Here is a 16,390-nt window from a genome sequence, read left to right on the forward strand (position 1 = left end):
GCATAGCAGGGGAGGTACAAGGGAAACCACCCCCTTCTTATACCTCCCCACCTCTGGTGGGGAGGGGACCATCGGCGAAGCCGATGGTGGTGGGGTTTCTTGCTTCAAATCTCGCCCAAAGGGGCCCCTCATGAACCTATCCAAATTCTTTATCGACAGGCCGATTTTCGCCGGCGTGCTGTCCCTGCTGTTCCTCGTGGCGGGCATGCTTAGCTTGCGCGTCCTGCCCGTTTCCGAATATCCGGAAGTGGTGCCGCCGCAGGTGGTGGTGCACGCCATGTATCCCGGCGCCTCGCCCGCCGTCATCGCCGAAACCGTCGCTTCGCCCATTGAAGAGTCGGTCAACGGCGTCGAAAATATGCTCTATATGTCCTCGCAAGCGACCGCAGACGGCCAGATGACCCTGACCGTCACCTTCAAGCTCGGCACCAATGCCGACCTGGCGCAACAGATGGTGCAGAACCGCGTCTCCCAGGCCGAAGCCCGCCTGCCGGCCGACGTCCGCGCACTTGGTATCACCACGCAGAAATCGCAATCCTCCCTGCCGCTGGTCGTTCACCTGACCTCGCCCAATGGCCGCTATGACGTAAACTACCTGCGCAACTACGCCCTGCTGCACGTCAAGGATCGCCTCCAGGCCATCAAGGGCGTCGGCCCGATCCAGATGTTCGGCGGCGGCGAATACGCCATGCGCGTCTGGCTCGATCCGCAGAAGGTCGCCGAACGCGGCCTGTCGCCGTCCGATGTCGCCGATGCCATCCGCTCCGAAAACGTCCAGGCCGCGGCCGGCGTCATCGGCGGCTCGCCCGGCATCCCCGACCTGACCCTGCAACTGTCGGTCAATGCGCAAGGGCGCCTCTCGACCGAGGAAGACTTCCGCAACATCATCGTCAAGACCGGCCCGGATGGCGCCGTCACCCGCCTGGGCGATATCGCCCGCGTCGAAATGGGCGCGGCCGACTATGCCCTGCGCTCCCTGCTCGATAACAAGAACGCCGTCGGCATCCCCATCTTCGAGACCGCCGGCGCCAACTCGCTCCAGCTCTCCAAGGACGTCCACGAGACGATGGAAGAGTTGAAGAAGGCCATGCCGGAAGGTGTCTCCTATGAGATCGCCTACGACACCTCCGAATACGTCCATGAATCGATCGACTCGGTCATCCACACCCTGCTGGAAGCCATCGCGCTCGTCGTCATCGTCGTCATCCTGTTCCTGCAAACCTGGCGCGCGTCGCTAATCCCGCTTCTGGCCGTGCCTGTCTCGGTCATCGGCACCTTCGCGGTGATGCACGTCTTCGGCTTCACCATCAATGCCCTCACCCTGTTCGGCCTGGTGCTCGCCATCGGTATCGTGGTCGATGACGCCATCGTCGTCGTCGAAAACGTCGAACGCAATATCGAAGCCGGCAAGAGCCCGCGCGACGCCACCTATCAGGCCATGCGCGAAGTCTCCGGCCCGATCATCGCCATCGCCCTCGTTCTGGTCGCCGTCTTCGTGCCGCTGGCCTTCATCACCGGCCTTTCCGGCCAGTTCTACCGCCAGTTCTCGCTGACCATCGCCATCTCGACGGTGATCTCGGCGATCAACTCCCTGACGCTTTCGCCCGCCCTGGCTGCCCTGCTGCTCAAGGGCCACAATGCGCCCAAGGACGGTCTGACCCGCTTCATGGACCGCTGGCTGGGCGGCTTCTTCGGCGCTTTCAACCGCACCTTCAAGAAGTCCTCGGAATCCTACGGCAAGAGCGTCGGCAAGATCGCCGGCCGCAAGGGTCTGATGCTCGGCGTCTATGGCGCGCTGGCGGCCCCGGCCTTCGTCCTCTTCGAGGTGGTGCCCGGCGGCTTCATTCCGCAGCAGGACAAGGCGTATCTCGTCGGCATGGTCAAGCTGCCCGATGGCGCCACGCTTGACCGCACCGAAGCCGTGGCCCGCAAGGTCTCCGAGATCGCCATGCAGCAACCGGGCGTCTCCCACGCCCTGGCCTTCCCCGGCCTGTCGATCAACGGCTTCACCATCGCCTCCAATGAAGCGGTTGTCTTCATGCCGCTGAAGCCCTTCGGCGAACGTAAAGGGGCGGCGCTTTCCGCCGGTGCCATCGCCATGCAGCTCAATGGCAAGCTGGCCGGCATTCAGGAAGGCTATTCGGTCATGTTCCCGCCGCCGCCTCTGCTCGGCTTAGGGACCACCGGCGGCTTCAAGCTCCAGCTCGAAGACCGCGCCGGCCTTGGCTACCAGAAGCTTGACGAAGCCACCAAGGCGTTCATCGCCAAGGCTTCGCAAACCAAGGAGCTGGCTGGCGTGTTCTCTGGCTACAATATCAACACGCCGCAGCTCTTCGCCGATATCGACCGCACCCGCGCCCGCCAGTTGGGCGTCTCGGTCAGCGATATCTTCTCGACCATGCAGATCTATCTCGGCTCGCAATATGTCAACGACTTCAACCGTTTCGGTCGCACCTACAGCGTCCGGGTCCAGGCCGACGCACCCTATCGCGCCCGCGCCGAGGACATCGGCTCGCTAAAAGTCCGCTCGAAGACCGGCGAAATGGTGCCTCTGGCCGCAGTGCTGAAGGTTGATCCGGTCTCCGGTCCGGTCACCGCCAGCCGCTATAACGGCTACCTCTCCGCCGATATCTCCGGCGGCCCGGCCCCCGGCTATTCCTCCGGCCAGGCGCAGGACGCCATCAAGCGCATCGCCGCTGAAACCCTGCCCGCTGGTATCGACTACGAATGGACCGAACTGACCTACCAGCAGATCCTGGCTGGTGATTCCTCGAACCTCGTCTTCGGCCTGGTCATCCTGCTCGTCTTCCTCGTGCTGGCTGCCCAGTATGAAAGCGTCGTCCTGCCGCTGTCGATCATCCTGATCGTGCCGATGGGGCTGATGTCGGCCATGATCGGGGTCTTCCTGATGCACGGCGATAACAACATCTTCACCCAGATCGGCCTGTTCGTCCTTGTGGGGCTGTCAGCGAAAAACGCCATCTTGATCGTCGAATTCGCCCGCGAACTCGAACTGACCGGCTTAAGTCCGCTGGAGGCCGCTATTCGTGCCAGCCGCCTGCGCCTGCGCCCGATCCTGATGACCTCGATCGCCTTCATCATGGGCGTCCTGCCGCTCGTCATCTCACAAGGTGCCGGCTCTGAAATGCGCCGCGCCATGGGGCTGGCCGTCTTCTCCGGCATGATCGGCGCCACCGCTATCGGCCTGTTCATGACGCCCTTCTTCTACGTCCTGCTGCGTGCCCTTTCCGGCAATCGTCCACTGAAGTCGCACACCTCGACGCTGGAAGGTGAAGGCGAACCCGAAGAGGCCCCGCATGTTCAATATATCGATTAAGGAGGCCAATATGCCCCGCTTTATGATCCTCAGCCTGGCCGCTCTCCTCCTGTCCGGCTGCGCCACCGCCCCGCTTGAAAAGGCATCCTTCGAGACACCTGCCGCCTTTGCCGGTAAAACGGCCGATACCACGCCCGCGCCCTCACAGGGCACGGCATGGTGGCTGGTCTTCGATGACGCGGTGCTCAACGACTTGACCGCCCGCGCCATGACCCGCAACAACACCATCAAGCTGGCCGCGGCACATCTGGAGCAGGCCCAGGCCCTGATCCGCTCGTCAAAGGCGGATCTGTGGCCGCAGGCAGGCATCGGCTATCAGGCCACCACCGGCGCCAATACCGCCACGCTCAGTCCCGGTTCGCAGAAGCCGGCCTCGGCGCACGGTCTGAGCCTCGATCTCAGCTATGAGGTCGATCTGTCAGGGCGGCTTTCCAAGGCGGCTTCCGCCGCGAAACTGGATGCGCAGACCAGCGAGGCCCTGCTGAAGGACACCCAGCTTCTGATCCAGTCGCGCGTCGCCGAAAGCTATTTCGCCCTGCGTGCGCTTGATGAAGACCGCGCCATCGTCCGCGATACGCTGGCCGCCTATCGCGGCAGCCTCGACGTTACCCAACGCCGCTTCGAGGAAGGCGATGTCGCCGAAATCGACGTGGCGCGGATGCAGGCCGAAGTCGCTTCCACGGAAGCGCAAGGATCGGCGCTCGACCAGCAACGCGCGCAACTGGCTCATGCCCTGGCCGTCCTGTTGGGTGAGCCGGCCAGCGACTTTGATGTGGCGGTTGTCGCCCTGGTCGAGCGAGCCTTGGGCCGGCGCCGTGCCGGTTATCCCGGCCGGCATCCCCGCAGATGTGTTGCAACGCCGCCCAGATGTCACCGCATCTTACGCCTCATTGCTGGCGGCGCAAAAGCGCGTCGGCATCGCCAAAGCCGCCTGGTTCCCTAGCCTCAGCCTGACCGCCTCCGGCGGCTACGCTTCCGGTGATCTCGGCAATCTGTTCGAGGATACGGCGAAAAACTGGTCTCTGACCGGCATACTGGCTCAAGCCATCTTCGATGGCGGTCGCCGAAATGCCGGTATCGATTACGCGAAAGGGGGCCTCGATGCCGCCTTTGCCGATTACCAGCAAAGTGCACTGGTCGCCTTTTCCGATGTCGAGGACCAGTTGTCGGACCTGACCTACCTGAAGCAACAGCAGACGGCACAGGATCAGGCGGTTTCCGCCGCCACACGGGCGCTTAACATGTCACAATCGCGTTATACCAATGGCTCATCGTCCCAGCTTGAAGTGCTCGATGCCCAGCGGCAACTGCTGGCCATCCGGCGACAGGCGCTGAGGGTCAGGGCGGCGCAATATCAGTCCACGGTCGGGCTGATCCGCGCCCTGGGCGGCGGCTGGACAAGTTAACCCCAAAGAAAGTCCGGCATGGTTCCCCATGCCGGACTTTTTTATTGATGTTGTTGACGCTGTCGCCCCTGTTATGGCACTAGCACCTTGCGGTCGCGGGTGTAGCTCAATGGTAGAGCAGCAGCTTCCCAAGCTGAATACGAGGGTTCGATTCCCTTCACCCGCTCCAAAATCCCCGATCAGTTCTTCAGTTCCGCCGGAACCTTGCCGCCGTTTTCGGCCAGCTTCTGCATCACCTGCTTGTGCAGCCACACATTCATGGCGCCCGAATGGCGGATATCGCCGGTAAAGCCCAGTTCGGCCGCCAGCGCCTGACGCACGCCCAGGTCCGATTCAAGCCCGACCAGTTTCAGCAGATCGACAATCGACATGCGCCAGTTGAGCTTCGGCTCGCGTCTGGCGTTTTCCTGGTCGAGAATGGCCGCCACATCAACCTGCTCCATGACCGGCGCCGGCAGTGGATCGGCCATGGTTGTGGCCGGTGCGATGGCTTCGGATGTATGGATCGACTCTTCGGCGGGTATCGGCTGCCGGGGCGCCGGGACGATCTGATCGCCATGTTTGTGGAAGATGAAGTCCTTGATTTGGCTGAAAATGCTCATAAGCTTTACTCCGTCGTGCCAAACCCCCTGCCTTCTCTCTAGGCCAGACGATTATAAAAATGCGATAAGGGATTCCGCGGAAGGACCAATACTTGAGCGATATTGTCACCGTTTCCATCGCCTGCGCCAGCGAGGCCGAAGCGCAAAGCCTGACCGGCCTGCTGGTCACCGCGCACCTGGCCGCCTGTGTGCAAAGCTTCGAGGTGCGCTCGACCTACCGGTGGAAGGGCGAGATCGATACGGCCAATGAAATCATGCTGACGGCCAAGACTCTGAGCGACCGCCTGCCGATGCTGGAGGCCCTGGTCAAGGCGCATCACAGCTACGAGGTGCCGGAAATCCTCGCCACGCCGGTGGTCTGGGCCAGTGCAGACTATGCGAAATGGCTGCATGAGGCGCTGGAAGCCTGAAGCCGCCCTGAAGCCACCTTGTCACGGCGCGGACAGGGCGATACACACGATAAACAGCCAAGGGTGCCTCCACATGACCGATAACACTCCAGAAATTGGCGGTATTTGCCCGCCAAAATTCGCCGCCGTAAAGGACGCCTTCGCCGCCAACTTCGCCGAGGGCAAGGAGCGCGGCGCACGGTTCTCGGTCGTGATCGACGGCGAGACGGTGCTGGATATCTGGGGCGGTAATGCCGACCGCGAAGGCACCGTGCCTTTTAATGACACAACGCTGACGCCGGTGTTTTCAACCGGCAAGGCGGTGATGGCCGTGATGATCGCGCGGCTGGTCGATGCGGGCAAGCTCGATTACGAGACGGCGGTGGCCCATTACTGGCCGGAATTCGGCCAGAACGGCAAGTCGCGCATCACGGTAGGCCAACTGATTTCGCACCAGGGCGGGTTGCCGGGCTTTTCGCCGCCGCAGGATCCAACCATCTGGTTCGATGTGCCGGCCACGCTGAAGGCGTTGTGCGAACAGGCGCCGCTGTGGACGCCGGGCCAGGGCTCCGGCTATCACCCGATCGCCGGCGGCTATCTGCTGGGCGAGATTTTTCGCCGCGTCGATGGCCGGTCCATGGGCACGGCTCTGCGCGAGGATATCGCCTCAAAATTCGGCCTTGATCTGATGATCGGCACGCCGGACGACTATGCCGCGCGCATTTCGGTGATGCAAAAGCCGACCTCGGCGCCGGATCTGGGCACGCTTGATGCAATCAAACAGGCGGCTTTTCTCGATCGCGGTTCGTCGCCCGCCGGCAAGGGCTCGGCCGACTGGCGGCGCATGGAAATCCCCTCGGCCAATACCCATTCGACGGCGCTGTCTCTGGCGCAGTTCATGGGCATTGTCGCTAATGGCGGTGTGCTGAATGGTCAAAAGCTGCTGTCGCTGGGTACGCTTGGACAACTGACCCGCGAGCGTGTTTACGGTCAGGATCGGGTGTTGCCGTTCAAGCTGTCATGGGCCGCAGGTTTGCTGCGCAATACCGGCATCCGGATTTACGGCCCCAATGAACGTGCGCTCGGCCATAGCGGTTGGGGTGGTTCCTGCGCCATGGCAGATCCAGAAAAGCGCCTGAGCGTCGGTTATGTGATGAACAAGCAGTCGGCCTATCTGATCGGCGATCCGCGTCCGGTCGGGCTGATCAATGCGCTGTATCAATGTCTATAAACTGGCTAAAAAAGCTTCTAAGCAAAAATAATTCTCAGCCTATATGCCGAGATAAGCCTTTCAGTGTCTATATCCTGTCGGAGCCGCAGATACCGCCGACATGCAAATATATTGTTCGTAATGACAATTCAGAACCAATAATTGTCATTGTCGAACCTTGGGCAGAAGAGTTTACTATTTCGCCAGAGAGCAAGATGGAAATCATTGTAAAATTTACAAAAATCGGCATTGCTGAAATGCGTATTTGCGATCCCTACGTTTCAATATGGCTATGGGGAGATAGTACCGCGACCGTTCTAATAGATGGCAATGATTGTACACCCGAAAGCCTAAAGCTTAACTAGCTAAGCCACTGGCACCACCTTGATCGCCTTAAGCCGCCGCCACGCCCCAAAGGCAAAGACCATCGCACCCGCCCAGATAAAGGCGAAGCTGATCCCGCGCAGTAGCGTGAATGGTTCGCCCTGGAACAAGCCGATGATCAGGGTGCTGGTCGGCGAAATGAACTGGATAAAGCCCATGGTCGACAGCGGCAATCGCCGCGCCACATAGGAAAACAGGGTCAGCGGCAGGACGGTGATCGGGCCGGTCATCATGAACCAGAAGGCGTGATCGAAGGCGAAGAAGTGCCCCTGGCCCGTCGTTTCAAACCAGATCAGATAAACGATCGCCGGCACGAACATATAGGCACATTCGACGAACAGCCCGGCCAGGGCATTGATGGCCAGTTGCTTGCGCAGGATGCCGTAGGCGCCAAAGCTTATGGCCAGGATCAGGGCAATCCACGGTACATGGCCGATGGCGAGGGTCTGGACGATGACGCCCACTGCCGCCAGCGCAATGGCGCCCTTGCCCCAGTTATCGAGCCGTTCACGGAACAGAACGGCCCCGGCCGCCATGTTCAGCAGCGGATTGAGGTAATAGCCCAGCGAGGATTCGATGGTATGGCCATTGGTCACGGCCCAGACATAGACGCCCCAGTTGGTAGCGACCAAAGCCGAGGTCAGGAGCAGCATCCAGCGCAGTTGCGGGGTCATGAAGGCGCGGAAGACCTCCGGCCATTGTTTCGTCGCCCAGACCAGCGCGCCGGCGCAGAGCACGGCCCACACCGAGCGGTGGGCGATGATTTCCAGCGCCGCGCCGCCGAAAGCATGGATAGGGAGGTAGAACAGGGGCACCAGGCCCCAGATCAGGTAGCATACTATGGCCAGGGCAACGGGCGAGGTGAACCGGGAGGTCAGGGAAGACATGGTTGTATCCAGAAAGAAAAAGCCGATGGAACCTTCAGGCTCCACCGGCTTTAAAACATCACGATCTGTGAGATTTAAGCGTCGGCCCGGGCCTCAATGACACCGCGTTCGTCGAGAAGCTGCGCGATCTGCACGGCATTGAGTGCCGCGCCCTTGCGCAGGTTGTCCGACGCGCACCACAGCGAAATGCCATAGGGTACGGTCGGGTCATTGCGGATGCGCGAGACATAGGTATCGAACTCGCCCACCACCTCGATCGGGGTGATGTAACCGCCGGCCTCGCGCTTATCGACCACGGCGACGCCGGGGGCTTCACGCAGGATTTCACGGGCCAGCTGCTCGTCCATCGGGTTTTCGAACTCGATATTGATCGATTCCGAATGGCCGACAAAGACCGGCACGCGCACGGCGGTGGGGACGACATCGATGGTCGGGTCGAGGATCTTGTGGGTCTCCACGATCATCTTCCACTCTTCCTTGGTGTAGCCGTCTTCCATGAAGACGTCGATGTGCGGAATGACGTTGAAGGCGATCTGCTTGGTGAACTTTTTCGGGGTCTTGTCGCCCATGCCGTAGATGGCCTTGGTCTGGTCCCACAGCTCGTCCATGCCCGCCTTGCCGGCGCCGGCCACCGACTGATAGGTCGAGACGACGACGCGCTTGATGGTGGCGGCGTCATGCAGCGGCTTCAGCACCACCAGCATCTGGATGGTCGAGCAGTTGGGGTTGGCGATGATGTGCTTCTTCTTGCAGTCCCAGACGGCATCCGGATTCACTTCCGGAATGATCAGCGGCACGTCCGGGTCCATGCGCCAGGCCGAGGAATTGTCGATGACGATGGGGCCGGCCTTGCCGATCTTCTCCGACCAGGCTTTGGAGACATCGCCGCCGGCGCTCATCAGAACGATGTCTACCTTGGTGAAGTCGAAGGTTTCGAGATCGATGCATTTCAGGGTTTTTGTGCCGAAGGAGACCTCGACGCCGACCGATTTACGCGAAGCGACCGCGTAAATATCCGAGACGGGGAAGTTCACTTCTTCGAGGATCGTCATCATTTCACGACCCACAGCGCCGGTGGCGCCGACTACGGCGACCCGATAACCCATAAGATTGCTCCTGTTAAATATACGAGCAGCGCAAATGATCCTTTTTAAGCCATATGACAAGGCTTAATTATCCACACGCGCGGATTTTACCCGCAGCGGTTTCTGGCGATACTAAAGCGCCTGCTTCATCTCCGTCAGGCTGCGGCGCTTGACGGCGCGCATGACGCTATCCAGGGCGCTTATCAGAGCCCCTGAAGTGAAGGGTTTGTTCAGGTGACCGTCGCCCCCGACCTGATACCCCATATCGATCCGTTCGGCACTTTCGTTGGCGCTCAGAAACAGGATCGGCGTGTAGCCAAGATGAAAGCCATCTTCCATCAGACGAATTTCGCGCGTCGCCTGCAAGCCCGACATCCCCGGCATTTCCATGTCCATCAGGACGGCGTCATATTCCGTGGTCTGGTAGGCTTCCAGGGCTTCCTGGCCGTCCGCGGCGAAATCAACATCTATCCCCGTGGCCGCCAGCATCAGATCGACCATTTTGCGCTGGGTGGCATTGTCTTCTACGCATAATAATTTCAAGGTCTTTCCCTCTTCCCTGATACAGGCCGTGCGGTTTACGCGAATCACGACCTGTTACAAATATACACATTACGTGTTATCTGAATATGAGTTACGCAAGATGGATGCCATCATTATAGGCGGCGGCCCCGCCGGGATCAGTTGCGCCATCTGGCTGAAGAAGCTGGGGGTCGAATGCATCCTGCTGGAAGCCTCGGCGCAACTGGGCGGTTTGCAGACGCGCAGCCCGTATGAAAATTTGTGGATACCGGGGGTGCAGGGCAAAACCGGCCAGCAGGTGGCGGCTTCGCTGGCGGATCATGCGAAAGCGGTGGGTGTCGATGTGCGGCTGAATTGCCCGGTGGTTTCTGTTGGTGGTCGTGAAGTGATGACTAGCGAGGGTGTTTTCACCGCACCGTATCTGGTCATCGCCACCGGTTCGAAGCCCCGCGACGGCGGCTTTATAGCCTCGGACAGGATCATCATTGGTCCTGGCGTGCAGATGGAAGCCTTGGACGTCAAAGGTAAACGCGTGGCCATTTTCGGTGGCGGGGATAATGCTTTCGACCAGGCGCGCTTTGTCCGTGACCGCGGCGGCCAGGTGACGATCTTTTCGCGGAATATGCCTCGCGCGCAAAAGCTGTTGCAGGATATGATCCCGGATGTACCGGTGGTTATCGGGCATCTGGACTATTTTACTGACACCCTGGTAGCCAATGATCAGGCTTATGATTATTGGGGCGTCATGTTCGGTTTTGAGGCGGTGGTGCCGGAGGAGCTGATGCTCGATCTCGACAATGGCTATGTCCGCGTCGATCGCTGCGGTGAAACCAGCCTGCCGGGCATCTATGCCTGTGGCGAAGTCACCGATTACTGGCACCCGTGCGTAACCACCTCGGCGGCGCATGGCATCCAGGTCGCAAAGCAAATTTCACTTAAACTACAGGCGTTATCATGAATACGCGCGTAATCGCTGTGAACATATCTTGGAACTTTATCGAAGTGTTTGACTCTATAGAAGCTGCGGTCAAGCGATGTCCCGGACTTGAAATCGCGGAAGGTGACTGGCTTTTCTTTGCCGGCGATGGTTCGGCACTTAGTGCTGTATTTTCTCAAGAACCTTATGTCGATCCAGAGCGAAACGTTTATGGCAATGGGATTTATAGCCTGGCCAAGGGAAACGGCGTCAATTTGCAGGACTGGCTGTTTGATTTCTGCAAAAGTACTGGTGATTTTCGTTTTGGTACGCTTGAACAATTTGAACGACTTTTCACTTAACGCACATGCAGCATTTTTTTAACGCCATATTGAGCCGGATCGTTTATAACCGATCGCAATAAACTGGTGGGTGGCCGCAAAGGTCATCGCGTGAACAGATCGAATGGCCAATATCCGTAGTGAATACAAACGCCTGCTGAAATCGGGCGAGATTGTTCCCGATGCCGCTCAGAAAGCGGCCATCGAGGCACTGGTCGTGTTAGAGCGCCGCATACGCCAGAGCCGCGCCCTGTGGCGGCGCCTGCTCGGTATTCAGCCGCGCGTCTGCGGTCTCTATCTCTGGGGACCGCCGGGCCGCGGCAAGTCCATGATGATGGACCTGTTCTACAACAATGTTCACAAGATCCCGAAGCGTCGCGTCCACTTCCATGCCTTCATGGCCGAGGTGCATCACAACATCCGCCTGTGGCGCGAGAGCGACGCGAAGACCCGCAAGATCAATTTCGGCACGCATAAGGGTGACGACCCGATCGCGCCAGTGGCCCGGTTGATCGCCAGCCAGTCGCAGCTCCTGTGCTTCGATGAATTGCAGGTGACGGACATCGCCGACGCCATGATCCTGGGGCGCCTGTTCGAGGCGCTGTTTGCGCGTAAGGTGATTCTGGTGGCGACCTCCAACCGACCGCCGGACGACCTCTACAAGGACGGACTGAACCGCGAGCACATCCTGCCCTTTATCGCCATGATCAAGGACCGCACCACGCTCGTTCAAGTCTCCGGCCCCAAGGATTTCCGGCTTGATCGTCTGCGCGGCGCCAAGACGTGGTTTTCGCCTTCCACCGAACCGCACGCCATCGCCGCCTTCAATACCTTGTGGGCGGACATGAAGCATTTGATGACCGAGATGGATACGGTTCTAACCGTCAATGAGCGCAAGCTGCATTTCGCCCGCGCCGCCGGCCCGATGTTGCGCGCCACCTTCTCAGAACTGTGCGCGGCCAATAACGGCCCGGCCGATTATCTCGCTATCGCCGAACGCTTCACAACGGTCTTCATCGAGGGCGTGCCGATTTTGTCGCCGTCCAACCGCAATGAGGCCAAGCGCTTCGTCACCCTGATCGACGCGCTCTATGAGGCCGGCACCAAGACGGTCATCCTGGCCGATGCCGAGCCGTCTCTGCTCTATCCGGTAGGGGATGGCGCCTTCGAATTCGAGCGCACGGTCTCGCGGCTGGAAGAAATGCGCTCCGAAGACTATCTGAACCGAGCAGATTAATTCGATTGACCGCACTTATCCCCATTCTGTAGATGGGCCATGGCTGAACGTATCTATCTTTATGACTCCACGCTGCGTGACGGTGCGCAGGCCCAGGGAATCGATTTTTTCTGTCGCGGACAAGCAGGCGATTGCCAGCGCTCTCGACGCGTTCGGCATTGACTATATCGAAGGCGGCTGGCCCGGCGCCAATCCGACCGATGACGCCTTTTTCGGCGCCCTGCCGAAGACGAAGACGGCGAAGATTTCCGCTTTCGGCATGACCCGCCGCGCCGGCCGCTCGGCCTCTAATGATCCCGGTTTGCAGGATCTGCTGGCGGTCAATACGCCGACCGTCTGCCTGGTCGGCAAGACCTGGGACTGGCAGGTCGAGACGGCGCTCAAGGTAAGCACGGCTGAGAACCTGCGCATGATCCGCGACAGCCTGGCTCATATCCGCGCCAATGGCCGCGAGGCCGTGTTTGATGCTGAGCACTTCTTTGATGGCTACAAGGCCAATCCAACCTACGCCATCGAGGCGCTGAAGGCGGCCCATGAAGGCGGGGCCAACTGGCTGGTGCTGTGCGATACCAATGGCGGCTCCATGCCGTCCGAAGTCTATCGCATCGTCAGCGCCGTGAAGGCTGCTCTGCCGGACGCCAATCTCGGCATCCACTGCCATAACGACACCGAGCAGGCCGTGGCCAATTCGCTGGCCGCGGTCGAAGCCGGCGTGCGCCAGGTGCAGGGCTGCATCAATGGCATCGGCGAGCGCTGCGGTAATGCCAACCTGATCGCCATCATCCCGACCCTGATGCTCAAGATGGGCTACGACACCGGCCTTTCTGCCGAGCAGCTCACCCATATCGGCGAGCTGTCGCGCCTGGTCGATGACCGCCTGAACCGTGCGCCTAACCGCCATGCGGCCTATGTCGGCTCATCCGCCTTCGCTCACAAGGGCGGGCTGCACGTCAGCGCCATGAACAAGGACAGCCGCTCCTATGAGCATATCGACCCAGCTCTGGTTGGCAATTCGCGCCTGATCCTGGTGTCGGACAAGGCCGGCCGCGCCAATATCGTTAACCGCCTGCATCAGATGGGCATTACGGTGGCCGATGATGACGACCATATCGGCGAACTGGTTAAGGCGGTGAAGGAGCGCGAGGCGCTGGGCTATGCCTATGAGGACGCCAGCGCCAGTTTCGAACTGATGGCGCGCGAACGCCTGGGGCAATTGCCGCGCTATTACGAACTGCAAAGCTATCGCGCGCTCAACGAATACCGCCTCGATGCAAAAGGCCGCGCCTTCGATGTGGCCGAGGCAACCGTGAAGCTGGTGGTCAAAGGCGAGCAGGTGATGAGCGTGGCCGAGGGCAATGGTCCGGTCAATGCACTCGATGCCGCCCTGCGCAAGGCCCTGACGCCGCATTATCCGCAGCTCAATACCATGCACCTGAACGACTACAAGGTGCGCATCCTTACGCCTTCGGACGCTACCGCGGCGCTGACCCGCGTCATGATCGAAAGCCGCGACGACCACGGCCGCACCTGGAACACGCTGGGCGTCAGCCATAATGTGATCGATGCATCCTACAATGCGCTTTACGACGCGATCACCTATCACCTGCTTAAAGCGGGGGTTTAAGCTTTCTTGAGCTGAAAGGCCAAACAGGCTATTCTCCTGTTAAAGGCACGGGGGAAACGCATCATGAAATCCATTATTGCGGCCATGATTCTGGCGGCCGGAGCGGCAGCTCAATCCGGGGCATGGGCTGAGGCTCAGCCGGTAATCGATGATTTTGGCCCGGGCATTCTTGGACTAAAAATTACACACGTACCGTCGGCCGCAAAGATACTGGGCGACTGCGAGCGTATATCCGGGACTGTTGAAAGCTGCACCTATCAGGTCGGTAATATCGAATATACGGTCGAGGATGGCCTGCTTCATCGTAAGCGCATCATCGTTGTTAAAATGATCAGCCAATATCCTTATGGAATTACCGTTTCACAAAGTGAAAACGAGGTCATATCCACTTTTCAGACGAAATATGGGATCAAGCTCGACCGTTTGGTCAGGGATGACAAACATATTATCTACAGCACACCAATTATGCGCAGTACGCGCTGCATATTGGACTGTTATACTTACCTTGAGTTCAGTCAGGCAGGTCGGCTTTTGAGTATCGGCCAGGAACTGAATTTTTCGGGTTCCAGCGATTAAAGCTCCAGAATAGACCGCGCCTGCTCCAGATGCAGGCGTTCGACCATTTCGCCATTCACCGACACCACGCCGGCATAGTGGCCTTCAAAGGCGGAGACAACCGCTTTAGCCCATTCCACTTCCGCTTCCGAAGGCGAAAAAGCCGCCTCGCAAGGCCCAATCTGCGCCGGATGGATCAGGGTCTTGCCGTCAAAGCCAAGGCTGCGCCCCTGAGCGCATTCGGCCGCAAAGCCCGATTCATCCTTGAAGGCATTATAGACGCCATCGAGTAAAGCCAGACCATTGGCCCGGCCATAAAGCACGATCTGCGACAGGGCGAACAGGATATCAGCGCGGCCCTCCATCGACCGGGTACGCAGATCCTTGCGCAGGTCGTTTGGGCCGGCGATCAGGCCCCTCACGCCCGCCGCCGCGATTTCCGCCAGATTGACCACGCCTTGCGCCGTCTCGATCATGGCCCACAGCGGCATATCCGGCCAGACATGCGCCACACCGGTAATATCGGCCGCGCCGCTCACCTTCGGCACCACCAGCCCGTCGATCCGCAGGCCCGCCAGCGCCTTGTGGATGCCGCCCAGATATTGCGGATGGATGCGCAGCAGAACCGTTTTAGCCACGAATGTACCCGCCAACGTCGCCGCCAGACTCACCAAAGCCCCGTCGCGCTCAGAGTCGCCCACCGCGTCTTCCAGATCGAAAAACAGCGCGTCACAGGCCAGCGTCGCCGCCTTGGCCATGGCCTTCGGATTGGCGCAGGGAATGAAAAGGGCGGAGCGCAGCATAGGAGCCTCCTACGGGCAGGGACTGGGATGGCTGAGGTGCAGGGCCATGACGGCCTTGTCAATCTCCGGCGTCCATTCCAGGCCGAAGGCGTCGATATCACTGATCAACTGTTCCATCGAACTGGCACCGATGATGGTCGAGGTGACGAACGGCCGCTGATCGACGAATTTCAGCGCCAGTTGCTCCGGCTTCAGGCCCAGTTCGGCGGCCAGATCGACATATTTGTCGATCATTTCGATGCCGCCGGGGCCTTCATAGCGATTGAGGCGCTGATAGAGCGTCTTGCGCGCGCCTTCCGGCAGGGCGCCATTGCGGTACTTGCCGGTCAGGTAGCCTTGCGCCAGCGACGAATAGGCCAGCAGGCCGACATCTTCGCGCAAGGCCACTTCCGCCAGACCATAATCGAAGGCGCGCGAGACGAGCGAGTAGGCGTTCTGGATCGAGGCGATGCGCGGCAGGCCGTGCTTTTCCGATTCTGCCAGGAACTTCATAACGCCGTAGGGGCTCTCGTTCGACACGCCGATATGACGGACGCGACCGGCCTTTACATGGCGATCGAGCGTTTCCAGGATGGCGTGAAAACTCTCATAATCGGCGTCGTAGTCGGTATAGTGATGGAAGCCGAAACCGGCATAGCGACGATCGGGCCAATGCAACTGGTAAAGGTCGATATAATCGGTTTGCAGACGATCGAGCGAGCCTTCGATGGCCGCATCGAGATGATCGCGGGTGTGGCGTGGGCCGTTCCGGATCCAGGTCATGAAATCGGCGCGGCCGGCGGCCTTGGTGGCCAGAATGATATTCTTGCGGTTGCCACGCGCCCTGAACCATTCGCCGATAATCCGTTCGGTGGCACCTTGGGTTTCCGGGCGCGGCGGAATGGCATAGGCTTCAGCCGTATCGAAGAAATTGATGCCGCGTGTCAGCGCATAATCCATCTGCGCCCAGGCATCGGTCTGCGACACCTGGCTGCCGTACATCATGGTGCCGAGACAGACGCGGGAGACTTCAAGGCCCGTGCGTCCGAGGGGGGAATATTTCATGCGGATTTGCCTAAATGACTTAGAATATCAAAGTCCCTGCGGGTGAGA

Annotated in this window: 16 protein-coding genes and 1 tRNA gene; 11 read left to right on the forward strand and 6 right to left on the reverse strand. The window is 59.8% G+C overall.

Annotated elements, in window-relative coordinates; genetic code table 11:
• Positions 1–130: 130 nt before the first annotated feature.
• The 4 genes from NVV72_07435 (at position 131) to NVV72_07450 (ending at position 4,912) form a co-directional block, all read left to right on the forward strand.
• Positions 131–3,337 carry an efflux RND transporter permease subunit gene (locus NVV72_07435; GenBank protein ID MCR6659171.1) on the forward strand — a complete coding sequence of 1,069 codons (3,207 nt, stop codon included), beginning with the start codon at positions 131–133 and terminating at the stop codon, positions 3,335–3,337.
• A gap of 10 nt (positions 3,338–3,347) precedes the next feature.
• Positions 3,348–4,280 carry a TolC family protein gene (locus NVV72_07440; GenBank protein MCR6659172.1) on the forward strand — a complete coding sequence of 311 codons (933 nt, stop codon included), beginning with the start codon at positions 3,348–3,350 and terminating at the stop codon, positions 4,278–4,280.
• Positions 4,228–4,743, forward strand: a complete 516-nt coding sequence (locus NVV72_07445; GenBank protein ID MCR6659173.1) for a TolC family protein — start codon at positions 4,228–4,230, stop codon at positions 4,741–4,743. Before NVV72_07440 ends, NVV72_07445 begins: the two co-directional genes overlap by 53 nt.
• A 95-nt stretch (positions 4,744–4,838) precedes the next feature.
• A tRNA-Gly gene (locus tag NVV72_07450) sits at positions 4,839–4,912 on the forward strand.
• A 10-nt stretch (positions 4,913–4,922) separates the two neighbouring features.
• Here the strand turns inward: NVV72_07450 and NVV72_07455 are convergent.
• Positions 4,923–5,345: a DUF3597 domain-containing protein gene (locus tag NVV72_07455; protein ID MCR6659174.1), complete on the reverse strand. Its 423-nt coding sequence runs from the start codon at positions 5,343–5,345 to the stop codon at positions 4,923–4,925.
• Between the two features lie 92 nt (positions 5,346–5,437).
• Here NVV72_07455 and NVV72_07460 point away from each other — a divergent pair, with 92 nt between their 5' ends.
• Both NVV72_07460 and NVV72_07465 read left to right on the forward strand, forming a co-directional pair.
• Positions 5,438–5,755: a divalent-cation tolerance protein CutA gene (locus NVV72_07460; GenBank protein MCR6659175.1), complete on the forward strand. Its 318-nt coding sequence runs from the start codon at positions 5,438–5,440 to the stop codon at positions 5,753–5,755.
• A 73-nt stretch (positions 5,756–5,828) separates the two neighbouring features.
• Complete coding sequence (locus NVV72_07465; protein ID MCR6659176.1) at positions 5,829–6,965, forward strand: beta-lactamase family protein; 1,137 nt, start codon at positions 5,829–5,831, stop codon at positions 6,963–6,965.
• A gap of 344 nt (positions 6,966–7,309) precedes the next feature.
• Here NVV72_07465 and rarD read toward each other — a convergent pair whose 3' ends face one another.
• The 3 genes from rarD to NVV72_07480 form a co-directional block, all read right to left on the reverse strand.
• Positions 7,310–8,215: an EamA family transporter RarD gene (gene rarD / locus NVV72_07470; protein ID MCR6659177.1), complete on the reverse strand. Its 906-nt coding sequence runs from the start codon at positions 8,213–8,215 to the stop codon at positions 7,310–7,312.
• A 74-nt stretch (positions 8,216–8,289) separates the two neighbouring features.
• A complete protein-coding gene (locus tag NVV72_07475) occupies positions 8,290–9,321 on the reverse strand; it encodes an aspartate-semialdehyde dehydrogenase (GenBank protein ID MCR6659178.1) in 1,032 nt (343 codons plus the stop codon).
• A 111-nt stretch (positions 9,322–9,432) separates the two neighbouring features.
• Entirely contained in the window at positions 9,433–9,843 is a 411-nt protein-coding gene (locus NVV72_07480; protein MCR6659179.1) for a response regulator, read from the reverse strand.
• A gap of 100 nt (positions 9,844–9,943) precedes the next feature.
• Between NVV72_07480 and NVV72_07485 the strand changes: the two genes are divergently transcribed.
• From NVV72_07485 to NVV72_07505, 5 genes are all read left to right on the forward strand, one after another.
• Positions 9,944–10,780, forward strand: a complete 837-nt coding sequence (locus tag NVV72_07485) for an NAD(P)/FAD-dependent oxidoreductase (GenBank protein ID MCR6659180.1) — start codon at positions 9,944–9,946, stop codon at positions 10,778–10,780.
• Positions 10,777–11,100, forward strand: a complete 324-nt coding sequence (locus tag NVV72_07490) for a hypothetical protein (protein MCR6659181.1) — start codon at positions 10,777–10,779, stop codon at positions 11,098–11,100. Before NVV72_07485 ends, NVV72_07490 begins: the two co-directional genes overlap by 4 nt.
• A gap of 103 nt (positions 11,101–11,203) precedes the next feature.
• Entirely contained in the window at positions 11,204–12,316 is a 1,113-nt protein-coding gene (zapE, locus tag NVV72_07495) for a cell division protein ZapE (protein MCR6659182.1), read from the forward strand.
• Between the two features lie 61 nt (positions 12,317–12,377).
• Positions 12,378–13,940: a citramalate synthase gene (gene cimA / locus NVV72_07500; GenBank protein MCR6659183.1), complete on the forward strand. Its 1,563-nt coding sequence runs from the start codon at positions 12,378–12,380 to the stop codon at positions 13,938–13,940.
• Between the two features lie 63 nt (positions 13,941–14,003).
• Positions 14,004–14,516: a hypothetical protein gene (locus tag NVV72_07505; protein ID MCR6659184.1), complete on the forward strand. Its 513-nt coding sequence runs from the start codon at positions 14,004–14,006 to the stop codon at positions 14,514–14,516.
• Here NVV72_07505 and NVV72_07510 read toward each other — a convergent pair.
• Positions 14,513–15,298 (reverse strand): CoA ester lyase, encoded by a 786-nt coding sequence (locus tag NVV72_07510; protein ID MCR6659185.1) that lies wholly within the window; start codon positions 15,296–15,298, stop codon positions 14,513–14,515. The genes NVV72_07505 and NVV72_07510 overlap by 4 nt on opposite strands.
• A gap of 9 nt (positions 15,299–15,307) precedes the next feature.
• Positions 15,308–16,342: an aldo/keto reductase gene (locus NVV72_07515; GenBank protein ID MCR6659186.1), complete on the reverse strand. Its 1,035-nt coding sequence runs from the start codon at positions 16,340–16,342 to the stop codon at positions 15,308–15,310.
• Positions 16,343–16,390 lie beyond the last annotated feature (48 nt).

Source organism: Asticcacaulis sp. (assembly GCA_024707255.1).
Lineage (GTDB): Bacteria > Pseudomonadota > Alphaproteobacteria > Caulobacterales > Caulobacteraceae > Asticcacaulis.